At 58.4% G+C, this 22,620-nt stretch carries 16 protein-coding genes and 4 tRNA genes; 14 read left to right on the forward strand and 6 right to left on the reverse strand.

Translation table 11 applies throughout. The annotated features are described in order from the left end of the window. Nucleotides 1–31 precede the first annotated feature (31 nt). The 6 genes from CTT34_RS00780 to typA all read right to left on the reverse strand — a co-directional run bounded on the left by CTT34_RS00780 (nucleotide 32) and on the right by typA (nucleotide 7,583). Nucleotides 32–1,357, reverse strand: coding sequence for a branched-chain amino acid ABC transporter permease (locus CTT34_RS00780; protein ID WP_159340647.1), 1,326 nt, complete (start codon nucleotides 1,355–1,357; stop codon nucleotides 32–34). Beyond that, nucleotides 1,357–2,361: a branched-chain amino acid ABC transporter permease gene (locus CTT34_RS00785; RefSeq protein WP_159340648.1), complete on the reverse strand. Its 1,005-nt coding sequence runs from the start codon at nucleotides 2,359–2,361 to the stop codon at nucleotides 1,357–1,359. Before CTT34_RS00785 ends, CTT34_RS00780 begins: the two co-directional genes overlap by 1 nt. 16 nt (nucleotides 2,362–2,377) lie before the next feature. After that, on the reverse strand, nucleotides 2,378–3,106 hold the full coding sequence (locus tag CTT34_RS00790; protein WP_159340649.1) for an ABC transporter ATP-binding protein: 729 nt from the start codon (nucleotides 3,104–3,106) through the stop codon (nucleotides 2,378–2,380). Nucleotides 3,107–3,211: 105 nt separating this feature from the next. Next, nucleotides 3,212–3,982 carry an ABC transporter ATP-binding protein gene (locus CTT34_RS00795; RefSeq protein ID WP_159340650.1) on the reverse strand — a complete coding sequence of 257 codons (771 nt, stop codon included), beginning with the start codon at nucleotides 3,980–3,982 and terminating at the stop codon, nucleotides 3,212–3,214. A gap of 51 nt (nucleotides 3,983–4,033) precedes the next feature. Continuing rightward, nucleotides 4,034–5,473: a sodium-dependent transporter gene (locus CTT34_RS00800; RefSeq protein WP_159340651.1), complete on the reverse strand. Its 1,440-nt coding sequence runs from the start codon at nucleotides 5,471–5,473 to the stop codon at nucleotides 4,034–4,036. A 283-nt stretch (nucleotides 5,474–5,756) separates the two neighbouring features. Beyond that, nucleotides 5,757–7,583 carry a translational GTPase TypA gene (typA, locus tag CTT34_RS00805; protein ID WP_159340652.1) on the reverse strand — a complete coding sequence of 609 codons (1,827 nt, stop codon included), beginning with the start codon at nucleotides 7,581–7,583 and terminating at the stop codon, nucleotides 5,757–5,759. A gap of 163 nt (nucleotides 7,584–7,746) precedes the next feature. Between typA and CTT34_RS00810 the strand changes: the two genes are divergently transcribed. The 14 genes from CTT34_RS00810 to rpoC all read left to right on the forward strand — a co-directional run bounded on the left by CTT34_RS00810 (nucleotide 7,747) and on the right by rpoC (nucleotide 22,469). After that, the gene (locus tag CTT34_RS00810; RefSeq protein WP_159340653.1) at nucleotides 7,747–8,730 is read left to right on the forward strand and encodes a biotin--[acetyl-CoA-carboxylase] ligase; all 984 of its coding nucleotides are present in this window, start codon (nucleotides 7,747–7,749) and stop codon (nucleotides 8,728–8,730) included. Further along, a complete protein-coding gene (locus CTT34_RS00815) occupies nucleotides 8,727–9,566 on the forward strand; it encodes a type III pantothenate kinase (RefSeq protein ID WP_159340654.1) in 840 nt (279 codons plus the stop codon). Before CTT34_RS00810 ends, CTT34_RS00815 begins: the two co-directional genes overlap by 4 nt. A gap of 126 nt (nucleotides 9,567–9,692) precedes the next feature. Then, nucleotides 9,693–9,776, forward strand: a tRNA-Tyr gene (locus CTT34_RS00820). A 106-nt stretch (nucleotides 9,777–9,882) separates the two neighbouring features. Then, a tRNA-Gly gene (locus CTT34_RS00825) sits at nucleotides 9,883–9,956 on the forward strand. Between the two features lie 15 nt (nucleotides 9,957–9,971). Next, nucleotides 9,972–10,046, forward strand: a tRNA-Thr gene (locus CTT34_RS00830). A gap of 148 nt (nucleotides 10,047–10,194) precedes the next feature. Continuing rightward, nucleotides 10,195–10,270 (forward strand) — tRNA-Trp (locus tag CTT34_RS00835). A gap of 72 nt (nucleotides 10,271–10,342) precedes the next feature. Then, nucleotides 10,343–10,726, forward strand: coding sequence for a preprotein translocase subunit SecE (secE, locus tag CTT34_RS00840; protein ID WP_159340655.1), 384 nt, complete (start codon nucleotides 10,343–10,345; stop codon nucleotides 10,724–10,726). A gap of 8 nt (nucleotides 10,727–10,734) precedes the next feature. Further along, complete coding sequence (gene nusG / locus CTT34_RS00845; protein ID WP_159340656.1) at nucleotides 10,735–11,268, forward strand: transcription termination/antitermination protein NusG; 534 nt, start codon at nucleotides 10,735–10,737, stop codon at nucleotides 11,266–11,268. 122 nt (nucleotides 11,269–11,390) lie between these two features. Continuing rightward, nucleotides 11,391–11,822: a 50S ribosomal protein L11 gene (rplK, locus tag CTT34_RS00850; protein ID WP_139527863.1), complete on the forward strand. Its 432-nt coding sequence runs from the start codon at nucleotides 11,391–11,393 to the stop codon at nucleotides 11,820–11,822. A gap of 2 nt (nucleotides 11,823–11,824) precedes the next feature. Next, nucleotides 11,825–12,517: a 50S ribosomal protein L1 gene (gene rplA / locus CTT34_RS00855; RefSeq protein WP_159340657.1), complete on the forward strand. Its 693-nt coding sequence runs from the start codon at nucleotides 11,825–11,827 to the stop codon at nucleotides 12,515–12,517. Between the two features lie 298 nt (nucleotides 12,518–12,815). Continuing rightward, nucleotides 12,816–13,322: a 50S ribosomal protein L10 gene (gene rplJ, locus CTT34_RS00860; protein ID WP_044628843.1), complete on the forward strand. Its 507-nt coding sequence runs from the start codon at nucleotides 12,816–12,818 to the stop codon at nucleotides 13,320–13,322. A 112-nt stretch (nucleotides 13,323–13,434) separates the two neighbouring features. Beyond that, nucleotides 13,435–13,806: a 50S ribosomal protein L7/L12 gene (gene rplL / locus CTT34_RS00865; RefSeq protein ID WP_139527866.1), complete on the forward strand. Its 372-nt coding sequence runs from the start codon at nucleotides 13,435–13,437 to the stop codon at nucleotides 13,804–13,806. A 361-nt stretch (nucleotides 13,807–14,167) separates the two neighbouring features. After that, on the forward strand, nucleotides 14,168–18,244 hold the full coding sequence (gene rpoB / locus CTT34_RS00870) for a DNA-directed RNA polymerase subunit beta (protein WP_159340658.1): 4,077 nt from the start codon (nucleotides 14,168–14,170) through the stop codon (nucleotides 18,242–18,244). 10 nt (nucleotides 18,245–18,254) lie between these two features. After that, a complete protein-coding gene (gene rpoC, locus CTT34_RS00875; protein WP_159340659.1) occupies nucleotides 18,255–22,469 on the forward strand; it encodes a DNA-directed RNA polymerase subunit beta' in 4,215 nt (1,404 codons plus the stop codon). Nucleotides 22,470–22,620: the final 151 nt, after the last annotated feature.

Raw genomic sequence — 22,620 nt, forward strand, 5'->3', positions numbered from 1 at the left:
AGCGGGGCGTTTTTTTGTGGCGCTGATGGTATTAACCGTGGCTTTTGATCTTTTCAGGCAGCAGCCCTTTGGGCGCAAAGCGCAGTACCAGGGTGATCAGCATGCCGATCACCAAGACCCTCGCCTGTAGCGCTCGGCTGTCCATATTGCTGGGTGCCTCCCAGCCAAAGGCGTTCTCTCCGAGCGCGACGAACAGCTCCATCAAAAAAAGCGCCAGTGGCTCCGACATGATCCAGATAATGTAGACGGCCACCGCCCCAAAGATGGTGCCCAGGTTATTGCCGGGGCCGCCCAGAATAACCATTACCAGTACCAGGAAGGTGTGGTTCAAAGGCAAGTAGCCCTGCGGGTCAAACAGACTGTTGAACGTGCCCAGCATGCCGCCCCCCAGGCCCATCAAAATGCAGCCCAGCACGAAAATCTCCAAGCGACGCTTGTTGATGTCCTTCCCCATGGCCGCCGATGAGACTTCGTTATCGCGTATCGCGCGAATCATCCGCCCCCAAGGAGCGTGGTAAGCGCGATGCAGCAGGAAGAAAATCACCGCAATGACCACCGCTGTCACCGACAGGTAAATCGCGCGGGAAAGGGTAAACCCCAGCTCGGCGGGGCCAGGGGTTGGCCAGGGCAGCGGCGAGACGGTTGCTGTGCCGCGGGTGAGCCAGTCGGAGTTTTTCAAAAACGCTTTGATGATCTCGGCAATGCCCAGCGTGGCAATGGCGAGATAGTCGCTGCGCAGGCCAAGGCACACATGGCCAATAAAGTAGCCTACGCCACCGGCCAGCGCGCCGCCGACGATCCAGCCCACCCAGGGCGGTAGGCCAAACCCGCCCACAAAGCCCGCCTGGGATTGGATTTGGCTGGTCACGTCGCGCAGCAGACTGATCACCACCAGATAGAGCACCACCGCCAGCACCACGGCGATTATGGTACGCAGCGTTTTAGGGACGCCCAATCGGTCAAGCTTGGTGGCACCGATGACCAGCACAGTGGCCGCAAGGCCATAGAGCAGCACTTGGCCGAGTTCGCCCGGCAGCTCCGTGCCCCAGAAGGCATCGTTGACCGGTACGCTAAACAGCATGGCGCAGAACCCGCCCAGAGCCACAAAGCCCATCACCCCGGCATTAAACTGCCCGGCGTAGCCCCACTGAATCGTCAGGCCCAACGCCAGAATGGCGTAACAGGCGGCTTCGACCAGCATGCGCGTGCTATACGCCGCGCCCATCAGGGCATAAACCGCCAGGACGGCGACCAGCAGCGCGCCAAACAGTACCAGCTCGCGCAGCGGGAAGCGGCGCTGTGGCGTAGCGTCTTTCGGCGTGTAGGCCGGGTTTCGAGTATTGGTTGGATGGCTCATTAGATCACCTTGCCTTTAAACAGGCCGGTCGGGCGCCACACCAGGATGGCCACCAGAATAAAGAACGGCACCACAATCTTATATTCAGTGCCCACGAAGGCGAGATTCGATGGCAGCGTCAGCCACTCGGGGAAGCTGTCTTGGAAGGGGCGCAGCAGCACGTTCCAATTGAATACCGCCAGGGTTTCGGCAAAGCCCACCACAAAACCACCGGCAATCGCGCCGTAGGGGTGGCCCACGCCGCCGACAATCGCCGCCGCGAAAATCGGTAGCAGCAGGAAGAAGCTCAGGTCGGGCTTGAAGGTCACGTCCAGCGAGAGCAGCGTGCCCGCAATGGCTGCCAGGCCGCCTGCAATCACCCAGGTGACCGCTACGATGGTATTGGTATTAATGCCCGATGCCTGGGCCAGCTCCGGGTTGTCCGACATGGCGCGCATGGCTTTGCCTAACCGCGAACGGTTCAGGAATAGGTGTAGCGCGATCACCGCCACGATGGTAATCACGAACAGATAGATCTGCGGCTCGGTGACGACGATGGGTGCCCGTGCACCCTCGAACGGTAGAGCAATGCGGAAGATCTCTTTGCGGTCATCCACGTAGAGGCTCTGCCCGCCGGTACCTGAGAACAGACGAATGAGGCCCTGCAGCATCAGCGTGACGCCCAACGAGCCAATCACCATCACGATCGGTTTCACGCCGTGGGCGCGCAGCGGCTTGTAAAACGCCTTATCGATCCCCACTGCCAGCAGCGCGGTCAGCAGCATCGCCAGCGGCAGCATGATCAGCGCCGTGGGGACGCCGATGCTGGCGCCGACGGCAGGGAACGCCGTGGTGAGCAGCAGCACCATAAAGGCACCGAAGGTCATCATGTCGGCATGGGCAAAATGGGCAAAGCGCATAATGCTGAAAATCAGCGTGACGCCAATCGCGCCAATGGCATAAATCGAGCCAGTGACACTGCCCGCAATCACCACGTTGTTAATAAAAAAAGCCAGTTCGTTCACGCGTTTCTCCCCCGGGCTAGCCGCCCAAAAAGCTTTTGGCGACATCCGGGTCGGCCAGCAGGGCCGCCCCGGTATCCGTAAAGCGGTTCTGGCCTGCCGCCAGGACAAAGCCCTTGTCGGCAATGGCCAGGGCCTGCTTAGCGTTCTGCTCGACCATCAAGATGCCCACGCCTGCGGCGTTGATCTTCTTCACGCGGTCAAAGATCTCATTCATGTAGAGCGGTGATAGGCCCGCCGTGGGCTCGTCCAACAGTAGCAGGCTAGGTTCTGCCATGAGGGCTCGCCCCATGGCGACCATCTGGCGCTGGCCGCCTGAAAGCTCACCGGCAGGCTGGTGACGCTTCTCCACCAGCGGGGGGAAGAATTCGTAGACCTGTTCCAGCATGCGCTTAACGTTTTGCGGCTTCAGGTAGGCGCCCATCTCCAGGTTCTCTTTGACCGAGAGACTGGGGAAGACGTTTTTCTCCTGGGGCACGAAGCCCATACCGCGCTCCACCAGCTGGTTGGGCGGTAAGTTGTGAATCGGCTGGCCGTTAAGCAGGATCTCGCCCTGGTTGACGTTCAAAAGCCCAAATACCGCTTTGAGCATGGTGGACTTGCCCGCGCCGTTGGGGCCGACGATGACGCCGACCTCATCGGCATACAGGGTCATATTGACCCCGTTCAGGATATTCATGCTGCCATAGCCGCCGTGCACGTCGCGTGCTTCAAGCAGTGGCTGGGGTGATGCCTGTGTCGATGACATAAACGCGTCTCAGCAAACGTCGCGCTGGGGTTTCCAGGCGCGATCATGTTGTTATAGCCGTGGGTGGGCTGTTGGTCGTGACAGTGTGAAGCGTATTGCCGGGAGTTAGGCGGCGTCCGAGCCGAAGTAGGCCTCGATGACCGCCGGATCGTTCTGTATCGCTTCGATGTGCCCTTCCACCATGACGCTACCCTGAGCCAGGACGATGACGGGATCGCAAAGTCGCGAAATCATGTCCATGTCGTGCTCGATGACCAGGAAGGTGTAGCCCATTTCGCGGTTGAGCCGCTCGATATTGCCCATCAAATCACCCAGCAGGGTACGGTTCACCCCAGCGGCGATTTCATCGAGCAGAACGATCTTGGCATCGGTCATCATGGTGCGGCCAAGCTCCAAGAGCTTTTTCTGGCCGCCGGACAGATTACCCGCCAGCTCGTTGCGCACGTGGTGTAGCCCGACAAAGTCGATCACCTCCAGCGCGCGGCGGCGCACTTCGGCCTCCTGTTCGCGCACCAGCGATGGCTTGAACCAGGTATTGAACAGGCTTTCGCCGGCCTGCTGAGGGGGCACCATCATCAAGTTTTCCAGCGCGCTCATCTGGCTGAACTCGTGGGCAATCTGGAAGGTGCGCAGCAGCCCTTTATGAAAGCGCTGGTCGGCGCTTAACGAGGTGATGTCTTCGCCATCCAGCAGAATGTGGCCGCTGTCGGGCATCAGCGCGCCGGCGATCAGGTTGAACAGCGTCGACTTGCCGGCCCCGTTGGGGCCGATCATGCCGGTGATCGATCCTTTCTCCACCCGGATGGAGCAATCGTTGATGACGTGTAGCCCACCGAACGCTTTATTAACGTGTTGTACTTCGATAAGCGGTTGCATGGTGTCCTCGTAAGGCAGGCGGCCTCGTCGCCGCCTGCTGTATGGGTATTATTATGAGGGGTTAGAGTGCCGCAGGCGCTGGCCAATCGCAAAAGCCGCCACGATGATCAGCGAGCCGAGTGTCGGAATCAGATACCCCTCGACCTGGGGGATTGTGCGCAGGAACACGAACGATACCGCCGCCGGGCCAACGAAACGCACTAGAAAGCGCCAGAGAGCGAACCAAGTGGGGTGAGTGCCCAGCTCTTTCATGACTTCGCTCTGGGTCAGCGCCCATCCGGCAAACAGGGCAATCATCAGGCCGCCCAGCGGCATGAAGATATTGGTCAGCAGTTCGATGAACTCAAAGGCGCTGCGCCCAAACAGGCTGTGGAAGATCGTGCCTTCCGCCCATACGTTGAAACTCACCACGGTCAGCAGACCCATGGCCCAGGCGGCGACGACCATGATGGTTACGGCCTGGGGGCGGGTCATGTCGAAACGCTCCACCAGGAACGCCGCGACGGGCTCGATCAGTGAGATCGACGAGCTGAGCGCCGCGCCGAGCACCAGGATGAAGAAGACGCCGCCCACCAGCGCGCCAAACGGCATGTCGGCAAACGCCAGCGGCAGCGTCACGAACATCAGCCCAGGGCCTTGGCCCGTTTCCAGCCCTGCGCCAAACACTAGCGAGAAAATCGCCAGGCCTGCGACCATGGCCACGGCCGTATCTACGAACGCCACGGCAATAGCGGTGCGCGTCAGCGAGGCGTCGCTGGACATGTAAGCGCCGTAGGCCATGATCGCGCCCATGCCGAGACTCAAGGTGAAGAACGACTGCCCCATGGCCTGCAGCCAGCCTTCCAAGCTGAGATCGCCAATGTTGAAGGTGAACAGGAAGCTGGCCGCAGCGCCCACATCACCGTTGATGATGCCGTAGATCAGCACCACGATCAGAATGACGAACAGCGCAGGCATCATGATGCGTAGGCCCGATTCGATGCCTTTATGGATGCCCATGCCAACGATTAGCGCAGACCCCGCGATGAACAGCGTATGGTACATCGTCATCAGCCCGGGGGAGGCGAGGAGGGCGTTGAAGCCGTCGCTGATGGTTTGGGCATCGGCGCCGACCAGCGAGCCGGTGAGCATCAGCCAGGTGTAGTGCAGCGCCCAGCCCGCGATCACCGAGTAGAAACTCAAAATCAAAAAGGCAGAGGCGGCGCCCAGCCAACCAATCGACTCCCACGCCCGTGAGGTGCGATGCGTTTTGGTCAAATGCCGCATGCCCATGATCGGGCTTCGACGACTGGTGCGTCCCAGCATGGTTTCGGCGATGAGGATGGGAATGCCTACGGCAAAGATGGTCAGCGCATAGATGAGGATGAACGCACCGCCCCCGTTTTCACCGGTGAGATAGGGAAAGCGCCAGAGATTACCAAGACCGACGGCAGAACCAACCGCTGCCAGCAGAAACGTGCCTTTATGCGTCCAGACGTTATGACCGCTCATGTGAAGGAGTGTCCGTATTAAGGGTGTAAGGATGGGGGTAGGTATCCAAACACTTGTATGAATTATGGCGTGTCAGCAGCCCTAGGGCGCGCTGAGAATAGCGCTACTTTGCGATAGAACGCTGGCGCTTTCCAGCGTGATAGCGTTTAGGTTGCGTTAATGGGCTGGCTTGGCGACGGCGCAGGCCACGCGGCCATAGGCGCTGAAGAAGCAAAAAGAGCGCCACGCTGCGAACTTACACAAAAAAGCCCGCACGGTGGCGGGCTTTGAGGCGGCGGTCAGCTTATTTTTTGCTGGAACGCTTGCGCTCGTTCTCTTTGAGCAGCTTCTTACGCAGGCGGATGAAGCTCGGCGTCACCTCGACCAGCTCATCGGAGTCGAGGAACTCGATGGCTTGTTCCAGGGTGAACTTCACTGGCGGCGTCAGCACGATGTTTTCGTCGTTACCCGAGGCGCGCATGTTGTCCAGCTTCTTACCTTTGGTGGGGTTGACCACCAGATCGTTGGCACGGCTATGGATACCGATCAGCATGCCTTCGTACACTTCGGTACCGTGATCGACGATCAGCTTACCGCGCTCTTGCAGCGTATAAAGCGCGTACGCCAGCGCTTTACCGTCGACCATGGAGACCATGACGCCGTTACGACGCTCGATGGCGGCGTCGGGCTTCAGCGGGCCGTAGTGGTCAAAGCGGCTGGTCAGAATGCCGGTGCCGGAGGTCAGGGTCAGGAACTGGCCACGGAAACCGATCAAGCCACGGGCGGGGATGATGAAGTCCAAACGAACGCGGCCTTTGCCGTCCGGGTTCATGTTGGTCATTTCGCCCTTACGGTAGCCGAGCTCTTCCATGATCGAGCCCTGGTGCTGCTCTTCACAGTCGATGATGACTTCTTCGTAGGGCTCTTGCTTGACGCCGTCGATCTCTTTGATGATGACTTCCGGGCGGCCCACGGCCAGCTCGAAGCCTTCACGACGCATGGTTTCGATCAGCACCGACAGGTGCAGTTCACCACGGCCTGATACCTTGAATTTCTCGGGCGTTTCGCCCTGCTCAACGCGCAGCGCCACGTTGTGGATCAGCTCCTGATCCAGACGGTCTTTAATGTTACGGCTGGTGACGAACTTACCGTCTTTGCCGGCGAACGGCGAGTCGTTGACCTGGAAGGTCATGGAAACGGTCGGCTCGTCGACGGTCAGCGGCGGCAGCGCTTCGACGTTGTTCACGTCGCACAGCGTGTCGGAGATCGCCAGATCTTCGATGCCGGTGATGCAGACGATATCGCCAGCGGTGGCTTCGTCGGTTTGCACACGTTCGAGGCCCATGTGTGTCATCACCTGGCCGACCTTACCCTTACGGGTCTTGCCTTCCTTGGTGATCACGCTGATTTGCTGGTTCGGCTTGACGCTGCCGCGGGTGATGCGGCCTAGGCCGATAACGCCGACGTAGCTGTTGTAGTCCAGGGCAGAGATCTGCATTTGGAAGGGACCGTCGACTTCGACCTTCGGCGGCTCGACGATGTCCACGATGGCTTGGAACATCGGGTCCATGTTGTCGGACAGCTCTTCCGGGTCCATACCGGCAATCCCGTTCAGCGCCGAGCAGTAGATGATCGGGAAGTCGAGCTGCTCGTCGGTGGCACCCAGGTTGTCGAACAGATCGAAAATCTGATCGATGACCCAGTCAGGGCGCGCGCCAGGGCGGTCGATCTTGTTGACGACGACGATCGGCTTCAGGCCTTGAGAGAAGGCTTTCTGGGTCACGAAGCGGGTCTGCGGCATCGGGCCGTCGACGGCGTCGACCAGCAGCAGTACCGAGTCCACCATGGACATGACGCGCTCGACCTCACCACCGAAGTCAGCGTGCCCAGGGGTGTCCACGATATTGATGTGGTAGCCCTTACCATTCCCATCCTGCCACTGAATAGCGGTGTTTTTGGCCAGGATGGTAATACCGCGCTCCTTCTCCTGGTCATTAGAGTCCATGATACGCTCTTGGCCTTCGGCCTTGCGGTCGAGCGTGCCGGACTGGCTTAACAGTTTGTCTACCAAGGTAGTTTTACCGTGGTCAACGTGGGCGATGATGGCAATGTTGCGAAGATTCTCGATCACGACGCGATCCTGCTGGAAAAATAGGGCGGCATTATAGGGTCTGGGGGCGGTCCACTACCAGCGCTGTCTTAAATAAAGCAGCAAGTCAATAACCTAAACGCGGCAGTTTTCGCTGTTGTGACGCTTCCGTTAAGATAGGCGTTTTCCCAGTTGGGGCAAGCACATGACCATCGGTAACCTGATGCGTTTGTTGAGCGATGGCGAGGTTCATTCCGGTGAACAATTAGGCGAAGCGCTGGGCGTTTCCCGAGCCGCCGTGTGGAAACAGCTAAAGAAATTAGAGGCGCTGGGCGTGGAGCTGGTGGCCGTCAAAGGGCGCGGCTATCGGCTCGCGTACCCGCTGGAGCCCCTAGAAGGTGCCAAGATCGTCGAGCGGCTGCCCGCCGAGGCGCGTCATCTACTGACGCGGCTGTTCGTAGAGGATCAGCTGCCTTCCAGCAACGAATATCTGCGCGAGCGCTTCTCCCAAGGGGCTGGGCATGGCGAAGTTTGCTTCGTCGAGTTGCAAACCGCTGGGCGTGGCCGTCGTGGACGCGTGTGGTCGACCCCGTGGGGCCAGAGCTTGATGGTCTCGATGGGCTGGCGCTTCGAGTCTGGCATCAATGCGCTGGAGGGGTTGAGTCTGGCGGTGGGGGTGGTGGTTTCCCAGGTGCTTGAGCAGTATGGCGTATCGCCCAAGCTGAAGTGGCCTAACGACGTGTTGCTGGCTGAAAAGGGGGATGAGCTGGGTAAGTTGGCCGGCATTCTGATCGAGGTGACCGGTGATGCGGCAGGCCCTTGCGAAGTGGTCATCGGTATCGGTATGAATCTCTCGCTACCGGATAGCCTGCGTGCCACCATCGACCAGCCAGTGGCGGCGCTGTTCGATGCGCAGCCGGGTATCTCTCGCAATCAACTGGCCGCGAATATGGTGTCGGGGCTGCTCAACATGTTGGCGGGGTTCGAAGCTGACGGCTTTGCACCCTGGTTGGAGGCTTGGAACCAGCGTCATGCTTATGCGGGGCTGCCGATCCGCGTGATTCAAGGCGAGCGTTTCAGCGACGCCGTCGCCGGAGATGTCGATGAAAGTGGTAACCTCTGGGTTACTGAAAACGGTCACTCGCGACGCCTGTCGGGCGGTGAGATCAGCGTACGTAGGCGCCTATGATTTTGGATTTGGATATCGGCAACACGCTGTCGAAATGGCGGCTAAAGGATGCCGAGAGTAGTGAGATCCGCTCGCGAGGTGCCGTGTGGACGCGGGAAGAGTGGCGTCCCGGGGCAGACATTCCCGACTTGGATGTCGTGGAGGCAGTGCGTATCTCCAGCGTGGCCAGGGCCGCCGTGCTCGAAGAGACTGTTGCGCTGTTACGCCGCCAAGTACGACACGTCTATGTGGCCCGCTCAACGCCGGAAGCGCTTGGCGTCGTCAACGGGTACGACGAGCCAGGGCGTCTAGGGGTCGACCGCTGGATGGGCGCGCTAGCGGGCTATCAGTTGGCGGGAGGGTGTTGCGCGGTGGATTGCGGCAGCGCCATCACCATCGACTTCGTCCTGCCGGGCGGTGTGCACTTGGGTGGCTTTATCATTCCAGGACTGCGGCTGATGAAAGAGAGCCTGAAGCTGGGAACGCGCAATGTCGCCATCGATCCTGAAAGCGAGGCTGATGCGCTGCTGGAACCTGGGCGACGCACGGTGGATGCGGTGAACCACGGCATTTACATGGCGGCCGTCAGTGCCATCAACCGCATTTATAGTGAGGTATGCGATCAGCAGGGCGTGGCGCTGCCGGTGCTGTTGACCGGCGGCGATGCGCGCGTGGTTTCCCGTGGTGTTCAAGTGCCTCACGCGGTGTGGCCCGATATGGTATACGGCGGGTTGGAAGCCTGCTATCCGCTTACGTTTGCCGAGCGGGCGGGAAAGATGTCGGGAGCACCGCGAGTGCCCGAGCCAGTATCGTTAGAAAAAATTCGCGCAGGCCTTGCATTCTCCATGCTGCTTTGACAGAATGCAGCGCGTTCCAGAGCGGAAGCAGCGTTTTAGAAGCGCCGCCTCCAGCAAGCTTTGATAAATAAAGAGTTTGCAGGCTTGACACCGCTTTGGAGGCTGGCATAATGTGCCGCCACAGCTGGAGAGGTTCCCGAGTGGCCAAAGGGAGCAGACTGTAAATCTGCCGCGAAAGCTTCGAAGGTTCGAATCCTTCCCTCTCCACCAGATTGAGCAAGCGTTGAGCTAGTCAGCGTTTGGGAATGAAACGCCGGTAAGCGGGCATTAGCTACTGTTACTCGTGCAGCGGATTGTCATTCTATAGGCAAGTTCGGCGGGCGTAGTTCAATGGTAGAACCTCAGCCTTCCAAGCTGATGGTGCGGGTTCGATTCCCGCCGCCCGCTCCAGTTTGATGTGTTTTGGCTCATGTAGCTCAGGGGTAGAGCACACCCTTGGTAAGGGTGAGGTCGACGGTTCAATTCCGTCCATGAGCTCCATATTGCGAAGAAAGCGAGCGAAGCTCGCTTTTTTTGTCTTTGCCCTCCAATTGAGTGGGGGTGGAAGTAGGGGTTGTCAGGTGGAGGTTTCTCCGCTATCATGGCGCCCGCTGTTGCGTAGGCGTTTGGCTTGCGCACATGACGATACAGGCCAGTAGCTCAATTGGCAGAGCAGCGGTCTCCAAAACCGCAGGTTGGGGGTTCGATTCCCTCCTGGCCTGCCAACCTTCCCCAGGTTGGTATGTCTTTTCTAGAATTCCTTTGTCGCTCGCTGCACCCTTAGGAGTCTCGTTTTTATGAAGCCTAGTTCCGTAAAACATGGCGCAGAGGTGCAACAGACGCGCCATGACGGGCTCAAGTGGGCGGCGGTTGTGGCGCTGCTTGTCGTTGCAGTCGTTGGTAATACCTATTTCGCCGATGTTGGCCTGCTCTACCGCGTCTTGGGTGTGGTGGTGTTGTGTGCGCTTGCGGGTTTGATCGCCTTAACAACCACCAAAGGTCGCGACTTAGTCGAGCTGGCCATCAGCGCCAAGAAAGAGATTCAGCGCGTTGTATGGCCGACCCGTCCTGAAACCATTCAGACCACCGCTATTGTGCTGGTGGCTGTGTTGGTGGTGGGTCTGATGCTGTGGTTGATCGATACTCTTCTTGGCTGGGCGATGTCCGGCGTCATTGGTTAGGAGCATTCATGTCCAAACGTTGGTACGTCGTCCACGCTTATTCCGGCTTTGAAAAGCATGTCATGCGCTCGCTGATCGAGCGTGTGAAGATGTACGGCATGGAAGATCGCTTTGGCGAAATCCTGGTGCCGACGGAAGAAGTGGTCGAGATGCGCGACGGCAAGCGCCGCAAGAGTGAGCGTAAGTTCTATCCCGGCTATGTATTGGTCGAGATGGAAATGGTGGATGAAACCTGGCACTTGGTGAATGAAACGCCGCGAGTGATGGGTTTTATCGGTGGCACCAAAGAGAAGCCCGCCGCAATTACTACTCGCGAAGCCGAAGCAATCTTGCGTCGCGTGAAAGACGGTACCGACAAGCCGCGGCCTAAAACGATGTTTGAGCCGGGTCAGTCTGTCCGCGTTATTGATGGTCCGTTTGCTGACTTCAACGGTGTTGTTGAAGAAGTGAACTACGACAAGAGCCGTCTGCAGGTCAGTGTGCTGATCTTTGGGCGTGCGACGCCTGTTGAGCTTGAGTTCTCACAGGTAGAAAAAGAGTAATTTTAAGATGTTGCAGGGTGGTGCGCAGTGCGTGCCACCCTGGATTCATGTAAAGCAGCCCAGCGCTGCTTTACGCGTACCGGGGAGCCGTCAGGCGCTATCACCCAACTGGAGTATTTACCATGGCCAAGAAAGTACAGGCTTACATCAAACTGCAGGTTGCTGCAGGTAAAGCCAACCCGAGTCCGCCCGTAGGCCCCGCGCTGGGTCAGCACGGCGTGAACATCATGGAATTCTGTAAGGCGTTTAACGCTGCCACTCAAGAAATTGAGCCGGGTCTGCCGACGCCTGTCGTGATCACTGTTTACTCTGACCGCAGCTTCACGTTCGTCACCAAGACGCCGCCTGCTGCCGTGCTGCTGAAAAAAGCAGCGGGCATCAAGTCAGGTTCTGGTGAGCCGAACAAGAAGAAAGTTGGTACCGTGACTCGCGAGCAGCTCGAAGAGATCGCTAAAACCAAAGAGCCGGATATGACGGCTGCTGATCTCGATGCCGCAGTGCGCACCATCGCTGGTAGCGCTCGTAGCATGGGCTTAAACGTGGAGGGTCTCTGATCATGGCTAAACTGTCTAAGCGCGCGAAAGTCATTCGCGAGAAAGTAGACCCGAATAAAGCATACTCTTTGGAAGAAGCCGTTGCGCTGCTGTCCGAGCTGTCGACTGTCAAATTCAAAGAGTCTCTGGACGTTGCGATCAACCTGGGTGTCGATCCGCGTAAATCTGACCAGGTTGTACGTGGTGCCACCGTTATGCCTAACGGTACTGGCAAAGACGTACGCGTAGCGGTCTTCACCCAGGGTGCTAACGCTGATGCTGCTAAAGAAGCCGGCGCTGACATCGTGGGTATGGACGATCTGGCTGAGCAAGTCAAAAAAGGCGTGATGGATTTCGACGTCGTTATCGCTTCTCCGGATGCGATGCGCGTTGTGGGTCAGCTGGGCCAAATTCTTGGCCCGCGCGGCCTGATGCCGAACCCGAAAGTAGGCACTGTAACGCCTGACGTGGCGACTGCGGTCAAGAACGCCAAAGCGGGTCAGGTGCGTTTCCGTACCGACAAGAACGGCATCATCCACACTACCCTGGGTAAAGTGGACTTTGACGCAGCTTCCGTTCAGGGCAACCTGGAAGCGCTGGTAGCTGACCTGAAGAAGCTCAAGCCGAGCTCCTCTAAAGGTATCTACTTTAAGAAAATCACCCTGTCCACTACCATGGGCCCGGGTCTGACCATCGACCACTCTGCGCTGGTATAAGCGAGTCGTCGGCAGGTTTTTAGTAAGTACCGAGCAAGAACTTTGCGGTCCCTCGTCTGGCTCAGCCGGTCGAGGCGCCGTCAAAGACCGCAGGTGCCGCCAGATCTACTGAAGATTGGGCGGCTTAATCGCCTTAGAGCGCCTGCGCAGATGGTGTGGCCGCCAGTTGGTTAACGCTTTTCGCAAGCCGCTTTCTGGTGAGCACCATCCCCTAAGGCTTCCAAGGTGAGCAGTATGTCTTGGAAGAGATGGTAACCACCGGAGCCTTTATGGGTTCCGGCACGAAGGAGTGATCACTGTGCCACTAGCACTTGAAGGCAAGAAAGCGATTGTTGCCGAGGTCAGTGAAGCGGCCAAGGGCGCACTCTCCGTCGTAGTTGCCGATTCTCGTGGCGTTACGGTCAGCAAGATGACCGATCTGCGTAAGCAGGCCCGTGAGAACGGTGTTGAGCTTCGTGTTGTTCGTAACACGCTGGCTCGCCGCGCACTCGAAGGCACTCAGTGGGAGTGTCTGAACGAGAGCTTTGTTGGTCCTACTCTGTTGGCTTTCTCTACCGAACACCCGGGCGCTGCCGCTCGTCTGTTCAAAGAGTTCGCTAAAGACGAGAAGAACTTCGAAGTCAAAGCGCTGGCCTACGAAGGTGAGCTGATTCCGGCTGCTGACATCGATCGTCTAGCAACCCTGCCGACTTACGACGAGGCCATTGCCAAGTTGATGTCGGTCATGAAAGAAGCCTCCGCTGGCAAGCTGGTTCGTACTCTGGCCGCCCTGCGCGACCAGAAGCAAGAAGCCGAAGCTGCCTAAGCAGCGTTTCTTGCAGGCGGCGTGAACGATGTGATCGCAACGCTGCCTGAACCAAGCAATGAACCCTGAGTTCTCGGTCGACCGAGACTCCCGCAAAGTTAGGAATGAAACAATGGCACTGACCAAAGACGATATCATCAATGCTGTAGCCGACATGTCCGTAATGGAAGTTGTCGAGCTGATCGAAGCGATGGAAGAGAAGTTCGGCGTTTCTGCAGCGGCGGCCGTTATGGCTGGCCCGGCTGCTGGCGGCGAAGCAGCTGCTGAAGAGCAGACCGAGTTTGACCTGGTACTGGCATCTGCTGGTGACAAGAAAGTTAACGTCATCAAAGCCGTTCGTGAAATCACCGGTCTTGGCCTGAAAGAAGCCAAAGGTGCCGTTGACGGCGCGCCGGCGACCATCAAAGAAGCCATGTCTAAAGAAGACGCTGAAGCAGCTAAGAAGAAGCTGGAAGAAGCGGGCGCAACCGTCGAGCTCAAGTAATCCTTGTGCTGATGGCTTTACGCGCTGCGTAAGCTTCCACGGCTGGCGGCGGGCTATCCCGCTGCCGGCCTTTTTCTGTTGTAATATGCTGCAAGGCAACAGCAGAAGCGCTGCGGTAAAAAGCAGCAAAACAGTAAGACCGTTGTTGTGAAGCGTACGTTGTTGTAACGCGTAAGTTGTGAAGCGCGAGTGATGTTAGCAAGCGACAGCAAAGCGCGAACAGCACTACTGTAACACTGTTATCTATCAAGATTTTTGACGGCGAGCTACCGATTTAGGAGCTTGCTGTCTGCGTCTGAAACGCCCGCGGGGCAGATGACCACGCATCGGTCACCCATGGTGAACAAGCTGGGGAATACAGATGGCTTACTCATATACTGAGAAAAAACGCATCCGCAAGGATTTCGGCAAACTGCCCCAAGTGATGGATGTGCCTTACTTGCTGGCCATCCAGCTTGATTCCTACTACGACTTTCTCCAGCAGGATCGTTCGCCCGACGAGCGCCACGAGGTTGGCCTGCACGCGGCGTTCAAGTCCGTGTTCCCGATCGAGAGCTTCTCAGGTAATGCGGCCCTGGAGTACGTCAGCTACCGTTTCGGTACGCCGGCATTCGATGTCAAAGAGTGTCAGCTGCGTGGCGTGACCTATTCCGCTCCGCTGCGTGTCAAGGTTCGCTTGATCATCTATGATCGCGACTCTTCGAACAAGGCCATCAAGGATATCAAAGAGCAGGAAGTCTACATGGGGGAAATCCCCCTGATGACCGAGAACGGTACCTTCGTGATCAACGGTACTGAGCGGGTTATCGTTTCCCAGCTCCACCGCTCGCCCGGTGTGTTCTTCGATCACGACAAAGGCAAGAGCCACTCTTCTGGTAAGTTGCTCTACTCTGCTCGCGTGATTCCTTACCGTGGTTCTTGGCTCGACTTCGAGTTCGACCCGAAAGACAACGTCTTCGTTCGTATCGACCGTCGCCGCAAACTGCCGGCGTCAGTATTGATGCGTGCGCTGGGCATGAGCACCGAAGAGATCCTGACGGAGTTCTTTGAAACCAGCAAATTCCACATCGAGAAGACCGGTTTCTCTGTGGAGCTGGTACCGTCACGCCTGCGCGGCGAAACGGCCACCTTCGACATCAAAGATGGCGAAGGCAACGTGATTGTGGAAGAAGGGCGCCGCATTACCCAGAAGCACATTCGTCAGCTTGAAAAAGCGGGTCTTGAGCGTCTGGAAGTGCCGATGGAGTACCTGTTCGGCAAAACGCTGGCCAAAGACCAGATCGATACCAAAACCGGTGAGCTGATCTGTCCGTGTAATACGGAAATCACTCCGGAAGTCCTGGAGCGTATGGCGCAGGGCGGTATCACGCATATCGAAACCCTCTACACCAACGACCTCGACTGTGGTTCGTTCATTTCCGACACCCTGAAGCTGGATACGACCGGCTCACAGTTGGAAGCGCTGGTTGAAATTTACCGCATGATGCGCCCCGGTGAGCCGCCCACCAAAGAGGCTGCCGAGACGCTGTTCCACAACCTGTTCTTCACCGAAGACCGCTACGACCTGTCGGGCGTTGGTCGGATGAAGTTCAACCGTCGTCTGCGTCGTGAAAGCGACACGGGCTCTGGCGTATTGGATCGTAAAGACATCCTCGATGTGCTACGCGAGCTGATCAATATTCGTAACGGCTTCGGCGACGTGGACGATATCGATCACCTGGGTAACCGTCGTATTCGCTGTGTGGGCGAAATGGCCGAGAACCAGTTCCGCGTCGGTCTGGTGCGTGTCGAGCGCGCAGTGAAAGAGCGTCTTTCCATGGCGGAAAGCGAAGGCCTGATGCCGCAAGACCTGATCAACGCCAAGCCCGTTGCGGCGGCGGTGAAAGAGTTCTTTGGCTCCAGCCAGCTGTCTCAGTTCATGGACCAGAACAACCCGCTCTCCGAGGTGACTCACAAGCGTCGTGTGTCCGCACTCGGCCCGGGTGGCCTGACCCGTGAGCGTGCAGGCTTCGAAGTGCGCGACGTACACGCCACGCACTATGGCCGTCTATGCCCGATCGAAACGCCGGAAGGCCCGAACATCGGTCTGATCAACTCGCTGGCGACGTACAGCCACACCAACAGCTACGGCTTCCTGGAAACGCCTTACCGTAAAGTCATCAACAGCCAGGTGACCGATGAGGTGGTGCATCTCTCCGCGATCGAGGAGGGCGATTTCGTTATCGCGCAGGCCTCTGCCGCCGTGGATGAGTCTGGCAAGCTGAGCGATGACCTGGTGCAGGTACGTCACCGTGGCGAGACGACCTTTATGCGTCCCGAGCAAGTGACGCTGATGGACGTGTCTCCGCGTCAGGTCGTCTCCGTGGCCGCCGCGCTGATTCCGTTCCTCGAGCACGACGATGCTAACCGCGCCTTGATGGGTGCGAACATGCAGCGTCAGGCCGTGCCGACCCTGCGCGCCGACAAGCCGCTGGTCGGTACCGGCATGGAGCGTTTCGTGGCACGCGACTCCGGCGTGTGTGCCGTGGCGCGCCGTGGCGGCGTCATTGACTCCGTCGACGCGCGTCGTGTCGTGGTGCGGGTCAACGAAGATGAAATCATCGGCGGTGAAGCCGGTGTCGACATCTACAACCTGACCAAGTACACCCGTTCTAACCAGAACACCTGCATGAACCAACGTCCCATCGTGCGTCCTGGTGACAACGTGGCACGTGGCGATATCCTCGCCGACGGTCCGTCCGTCGACATGGGGGATCTGGCGCTGGGTCAGAACATGCGTATCGCGTTCATGCCCTGGAACGGCTACAACTTCGAGGACTCCATTCTGCTCTCCGAGCGGGTCGTTCAAGAAGACCGTTTCACCACGATCCACATTCAGGAACTGACCTGTGTGTCCCGCGACACAAAGTTGGGGCCGGAAGAGATCACCTCCGATATTCCCAACGTCGGTGAGTCCGCGCTGGGCAAATTGGATGAAGCAGGCGTCGTCTACATCGGTGCCGAAGTCGGCCCTGGTGACATTCTGGTCGGTAAGGTTACGCCCAAAGGCGAAACCCAGCTGACGCCCGAAGAGAAGCTGCTGCGCGCCATCTTCGGTGAGAAAGCGTCCGACGTAAAAGATACCTCCTTGCGTGCCCCGACCGGCATGAAAGGGACGGTCATCGACGTTCAGGTCTTCACCCGTGACGGCGTCGAAAAAGACTCCCGTGCGCTCTCCATCGAGCAGATGCAACTGGACGAAGTGCGTAAGGATCTTCAAGAGACCTACCGCATCGCCGAAGATGCCACCTTCGAGCGTCTGAAGCGCACGCTGGCCGGTCAAGCCGTCAACGGTGGACCGCAGCTGAAGAAAGGCGACGTGCTGGACGAAGCGTACCTGGACGAACTGCCCCGTCAGCAGTGGTTCAAGCTGCGCATGCAGGATGAGTCGTACAACGAGCTGCTGGCCCAGGCCGACGAACAGCTCGAAAACCGTCGTAAAGAGATGGACGAGCGTTTCGAAGACAAGAAGCGCAAACTGACCCAGGGCGACGATCTCGCGCCGGGCGTGCTGAAAATCGTCAAGGTCTACATGGCGGTGAAGCGTCGTATCCAGCCCGGTGACAAGATGGCCGGTCGTCACGGTAACAAAGGTGTTATCTCCGCGATCATGCCCATCGAAGACATGCCGTTCGACGAGAAGGGCGAGCCGGTGGACGTGGTGCTGAACCCGCTGGGTGTACCGTCGCGTATGAACGTTGGTCAGATCCTGGAAACCCACCTGGGTATGGCGGCACGTGGTCTCGGGGTCAAGATTGACGCCATGCTGCGTGATGCTCGCGGCCAGCAGGTTGCTGAAATTCGCGACTTCCTGGGCCAGGTGTATAACACGCCGGGTACCCGCGTCGAGGACATCGACTCCCTGACCGATGACGAAGTCATCGCGCTGGCGAAGAACCTCAAAGGCGGTGTGCCGATGGCTACGCCGGTGTTTGACGGTGCCAAAGAGCACGAAATCAAGCACCTGCTGAAGCTGGCGGACATTCCGGAGTCGGGCCAAATGACGCTGTATGACGGTCGTACCGGCGATGCGTTTGACCGTCCGGTGACCGTTGGCTACATGTACATGCTGAAGCTCAACCACCTGGTAGACGACAAGATGCACGCGCGTTCTACCGGCTCTTACTCGCTTGTTACGCAGCAGCCGCTGGGTGGTAAGGCGCAGTTCGGTGGTCAGCGCTTTGGTGAGATGGAAGTGTGGGCGCTGGAAGCCTATGGCGCCGCGTACACGCTGCAAGAGATGCTCACCGTCAAGTCGGACGACGTCGAAGGCCGCACCAAGATGTACAAGAACATCGTGGATGGCGACCACACCATGCAGGCAGGCATGCCGGAATCCTTCAACGTACTCGTGAAGGAAATCCGCTCGCTGGGCATCGATATCGAGTTAGAGAGCTAGGAGCCGTCCAATGAAAGATTTGGTGAAAGTACTCAAATCGCAATCTCAGTCCGAAGAGTTTGACGCGATCAAGATTACCCTGGCGTCGCCGGACATGATTCGCTCCTGGTCCTTCGGCGAGGTGAAGAAGCCTGAGACCATCAACTACCGTACCTTTAAGCCGGAACGGGATGGTTTGTTCTGCGCCAAGATTTTCGGCCCGGTCAAAGACTACGAGTGCTTGTGCGGCAAATATAAGCGCATGAAGCACCGCGGTATTATCTGTGAGAAGTGTGGCGTCGAAGTCACCAAAGCAGCCGTGCGCCGTGAGCGCATGGGCCACATCGAGCTGGCATCGCCGGTCGCTCACATTTGGTTCCTGAAGTCTCTGCCGTCGCGTATCGGCATGTTCCTCGATATGACCCTGCGTGATATCGAGCGCGTGCTCTATTTCGAAAGCTTCGTGGTCATCGACCCCGGCATGACCACGCTGGAGCGTGGTCAGCTGCTCAACGACGAGCAGTACTTCGAAGCGCTGGAAGAGTTCGGCGATGACTTCGACGCCCGCATGGGTGCCGAAGCGGTCCAAGAGCTGCTGAAAGACATCGATCTGGAAGAAGAGATCAACCATCTGCGTGAAGAAATTCCGCAGACGAACTCTGAAACCAAGATCAAGAAGCTGTCTAAGCGCCTGAAGCTGCTGGAAGCGTTCTACCACTCCGGCAATGCGCCGGCGTGGATGGTCATGGAAGTGCTGCCCGTGCTACCGCCGGATCTGCGTCCGCTGGTACCGCTGGACGGTGGCCGCTTCGCGACATCGGATCTCAACGACCTTTACCGTCGTGTGATTAACCGTAACAACCGCCTGAAGCGTCTGCTGGACCTCAACGCGCCGGACATCATCGTGCGCAACGAGAAGCGTATGCTCCAGGAAGCGGTCGACGCGCTGCTGGACAACGGCCGCCGTGGCCGTGCGATTACCGGTTCCAACAAGCGCCCGCTGAAATCCCTGGCCGACATGATCAAGGGTAAGCAGGGTCGCTTCCGTCAGAACTTGCTCGGTAAGCGCGTGGACTACTCTGGCCGTTCGGTCATCACCGTCGGTCCGACCCTGCGTCTGCACCAGTGTGGTCTGCCGAAGAAAATGGCGCTCGAGCTGTTCAAGCCGTTCATCTACTCCAAGCTGCAGTCGCTGGGCCATGCGTCCACGATCAAAGCGGCGAAGAAGATGGTCGAGCGCGAGCTGCCGGAAGTGTGGGACATCCTGGCCGACGTTATTCGCGAACACCCGGTACTGCTCAACCGTGCGCCAACGCTGCACCGTCTGGGTATCCAGGCGTTCGAACCGCTGCTGATCGAAGGTAAGGCTATCCAACTGCACCCGCTCGTCTGTGCGGCCTACAACGCCGACTTCGACGGTGACCAGATGGCGGTCCACGTACCGCTGACCCTGGAAGCACAGCTCGAAGCACGTGCGCTGATGATGGCGACCAACAACGTGCTGTCGCCTGCTAACGGCGAGCCGATCATCGTCCCGTCGCAGGACGTTGTTCTGGGTCTGTACTACATGACCCGTGAGAAGATCAACGCCAAAGGCGAAGGCATGGTGTTCTCTGACCTCAACGAGGTGGAGCGTGCGTTCGGCACTCAGTCCGTGTCGCTGCATGCCCGCGTCAAGGTGCGTCTGGATGAAGTGGATGTCGACGAAGAGACCGGTGAGCGTTCCGAGCATCGTCGCCTTTACGACACCACCGTGGGTCGTGCGCTGCTATTCCGCATTCTGCCGGAAGGCGTGCCGTTCGCGCTGATCGATCAGCCGATGAAGAAGAAGGCGATCTCCAGCCTGATCAACGAGGTATACCGTCGTGCGGGCCTGAAGCCCACGGTCATCTTCGCAGACCAGCTGATGTACACCGGCTTCCGTCTGGCGACCTGGTCCGGTGCCTCGATCGGTGTGAACGACTTCGTTATCCCCGAAGCCAAAACCGAAATCGTCGACGCGGCAGAAGCAGAAGTTAAAGAGATCGAAGATCAGTTCTCTTCCGGTCTGGTAACGGCAGGCGAGAAGTACAACAAGGTCATCGATATCTGGTCCAAGGCCAACGATAAAGTGGCCAAGGCGATGATGGTTGGCATCTCGAAAGAGACGGTCGTCGATCGTGACGGTAATGAAGTCGAGCAAGACTCCTTCAACAGCGTCTTCATCATGGCCGACTCCGGTGCCCGTGGTAGTGCCGCCCAGATCCGCCAGCTGGCGGGTATGCGTGGCCTGATGGCCAAGCCGGATGGCTCGATCATCGAAACGCCGATCGTGGCCAACTTCCGTGAAGGTCTGAACGTACTGCAGTACTTCATCTCGACCCACGGTGCACGTAAAGGTCTGGCGGATACGGCTCTGAAAACGGCTAACTCCGGTTACCTGACCCGTCGTCTGGTCGACGTGGCGCAGGATCTGGTCATTACCGAGACTGACTGTGGCACCGAAAACGGCCTGACGCTGCACCCGATCATCGAGGGTGGCGACATCATCGTACCGCTGTCTCAGCGCGTACTGGGCCGTGTCGTCGCGCAGGACGTGGTCGATCCGAGCACGGAAGAAGTGCTGATTCCGCGCAACACGCTGCTGGACGAGAAGTGGTGTGCGTCGCTGGACACCATGGGCGTGGACGAGATCGTCGTACGCTCCACGATTACCTGTGACACCGCGCACGGCGTGTGTTCGTCCTGTTACGGTCGTGACCTTGCCCGTGGCCACCAGGTCAACATCGGTGAGTCTGTCGGTGTTATCGCCGCCCAGTCGATCGGTGAGCCGGGTACCCAGCTGACCATGCGTACGTTCCACATCGGTGGTGCGGCATCGCGTTCTTCTGCGGTGGATAGCGTTCAGGTCAAGCACGGCGGTAAAGTGCGCCTGCACAACATCAAGCACGTTGAGCGTGCCGACGGCAAACTGGTCGTGGTGTCTCGTTCGAGCGCCCTGGCGGTCGCCGACGATCACGGTCGTGAGCGTGAGTACTATAAGCTGCCCTACGGTGCTGAGCTCTCCGTACGCGACGGTGACGTGGTCGATGCCGGTGCGGTCGTGGCCAAGTGGGATCCGCACACGCACCCGATCATTGCCGAGGTAGAAGGTAAGGCGCAGTTCATCGATCTCGACGAGGGTGTCACCATGCACCGCAGCGTCGATGAGATGACCGGTCTATCGTCTATCGAAGTCATCGAATCGGCCGCACGCCCGATGGCAGGTCGTGACAAGCGTCCGATGGTGATGCTGAAAGACGCTGCTGGCGAGTACGTTTCTGTATCCGGCTCCAACACGCCGGTTCAGTACCTGCTGCCGGGCAACTCGATTATCTCCGTAGATGATGGCGCGACCATCGGCGTCGGTGAAGTCGTTGCTCGTATTCCGGTCGAGGCGTCTGGTAACAAGGACATCACCGGTGGTCTGCCGCGCGTGGCCGACCTGTTCGAAGCGCGTAAACCGAAAGAGTCTGCCATTCTGGCGGAAATCAGCGGTGTGGTGAGCTTCGGCAAAGAGACCAAAGGTAAGCGTCGTCTGACGATTACCCCGGAATCTGGCGATCCGTTCGAAGCGCTGATCCCGAAATGGCGTCAAATCGCCGTGTTCGAAGGTGAAGCGGTCGAGAAGGGTGAAGTGATCTCCGATGGCCCCAGTAACCCGCACGATATCCTGCGTCTGCTGGGTGTTGCGGAACTGGCCAAGTACATCACGGCTGAAGTCCAGGACGTTTATCGTCTGCAGGGTGTTGGCATCAACGACAAGCATATCGAAGTGATCGTGCGTCAGATGCTGCGTAAGGTAGAGATCACCGACTCCGGCGACTCTGACTTCATCACCGGCGACCAGGCCGAGCTCGTGCGCGTCCTCGAACAGAACGCACGACTCGAGAAAGAAGGTAAGTTCCCGGCCAAGTATCAACGCTTGCTGCTGGGTATCACTAAGGCCAGCTTGGCCACTGAATCGTTCATCTCCGCCGCGTCGTTCCAGGAAACGACCCGCGTACTGACCGAAGCAGCGGTCACCGGCAAGCGCGACTACCTGCGCGGCCTGAAAGAGAACGTGGTGGTTGGACGTCTGATTCCGGCAGGTACCGGTCTGACCCACCACGCAGAGCGTCGTCGCAAGCGCGAAGACGTAGAGCGTCTGTTCAACCCCTCGGCGACCGAGGTAGAGCAGGAGCTTGGTGCTCAGTTGACCGCCCTGGATTCAGACGACGATCTGTAACCACCGGTACAACGAGCAACACGAGTGGCTGGCCCAAAGAGCACGGTCTTGGCGGCGAATCCGTCGGCAAGACTTGACGCCACCTAGGGTCAGCCTTTAGAATGCGCAGCCTTTAACAGTGGGGCGGGTGCGCCCGCATCCGCTGCTAGTA

Origin of the sequence: Halomonas meridiana, assembly GCF_009846525.1 — a bacterium.
In the GTDB taxonomy this organism is placed as follows: Bacteria; Pseudomonadota; Gammaproteobacteria; order Pseudomonadales; family Halomonadaceae; genus Vreelandella.

Excerpts from the sequence above, each read along its gene's own strand:
- CTT34_RS00780 (WP_159340647.1), bottom strand. The coding sequence starts at position 1,357 with ATGAGCCATCCAACCAATACTCGAAACCCGGCCTACACGCCGAAAGAC.
- CTT34_RS00790 (WP_159340649.1), bottom strand. The coding sequence starts at position 3,106 with ATGTCATCGACACAGGCATCACCCCAGCCACTGCTTGAAGCACGCGAC.
- CTT34_RS00795 (WP_159340650.1), bottom strand. The coding sequence starts at position 3,982 with ATGCAACCGCTTATCGAAGTACAACACGTTAATAAAGCGTTCGGTGGG.
- CTT34_RS00800 (WP_159340651.1), bottom strand. The coding sequence starts at position 5,473 with ATGAGCGGTCATAACGTCTGGACGCATAAAGGCACGTTTCTGCTGGCA.
- CTT34_RS00810 (WP_159340653.1), top strand. The coding sequence starts at position 7,747 with ATGACCATCGGTAACCTGATGCGTTTGTTGAGCGATGGCGAGGTTCAT.
- CTT34_RS00815 (WP_159340654.1), top strand. The coding sequence starts at position 8,727 with ATGATTTTGGATTTGGATATCGGCAACACGCTGTCGAAATGGCGGCTA.
- secE (WP_159340655.1), top strand. The coding sequence starts at position 10,343 with ATGAAGCCTAGTTCCGTAAAACATGGCGCAGAGGTGCAACAGACGCGC.
- nusG (WP_159340656.1), top strand. The coding sequence starts at position 10,735 with ATGTCCAAACGTTGGTACGTCGTCCACGCTTATTCCGGCTTTGAAAAG.
- rplK (WP_139527863.1), top strand. The coding sequence starts at position 11,391 with ATGGCCAAGAAAGTACAGGCTTACATCAAACTGCAGGTTGCTGCAGGT.
- rplA (WP_159340657.1), top strand. The coding sequence starts at position 11,825 with ATGGCTAAACTGTCTAAGCGCGCGAAAGTCATTCGCGAGAAAGTAGAC.
- rplL (WP_139527866.1), top strand. The coding sequence starts at position 13,435 with ATGGCACTGACCAAAGACGATATCATCAATGCTGTAGCCGACATGTCC.
- rpoB (WP_159340658.1), top strand. The coding sequence starts at position 14,168 with ATGGCTTACTCATATACTGAGAAAAAACGCATCCGCAAGGATTTCGGC.
- rpoC (WP_159340659.1), top strand. The coding sequence starts at position 18,255 with ATGAAAGATTTGGTGAAAGTACTCAAATCGCAATCTCAGTCCGAAGAG.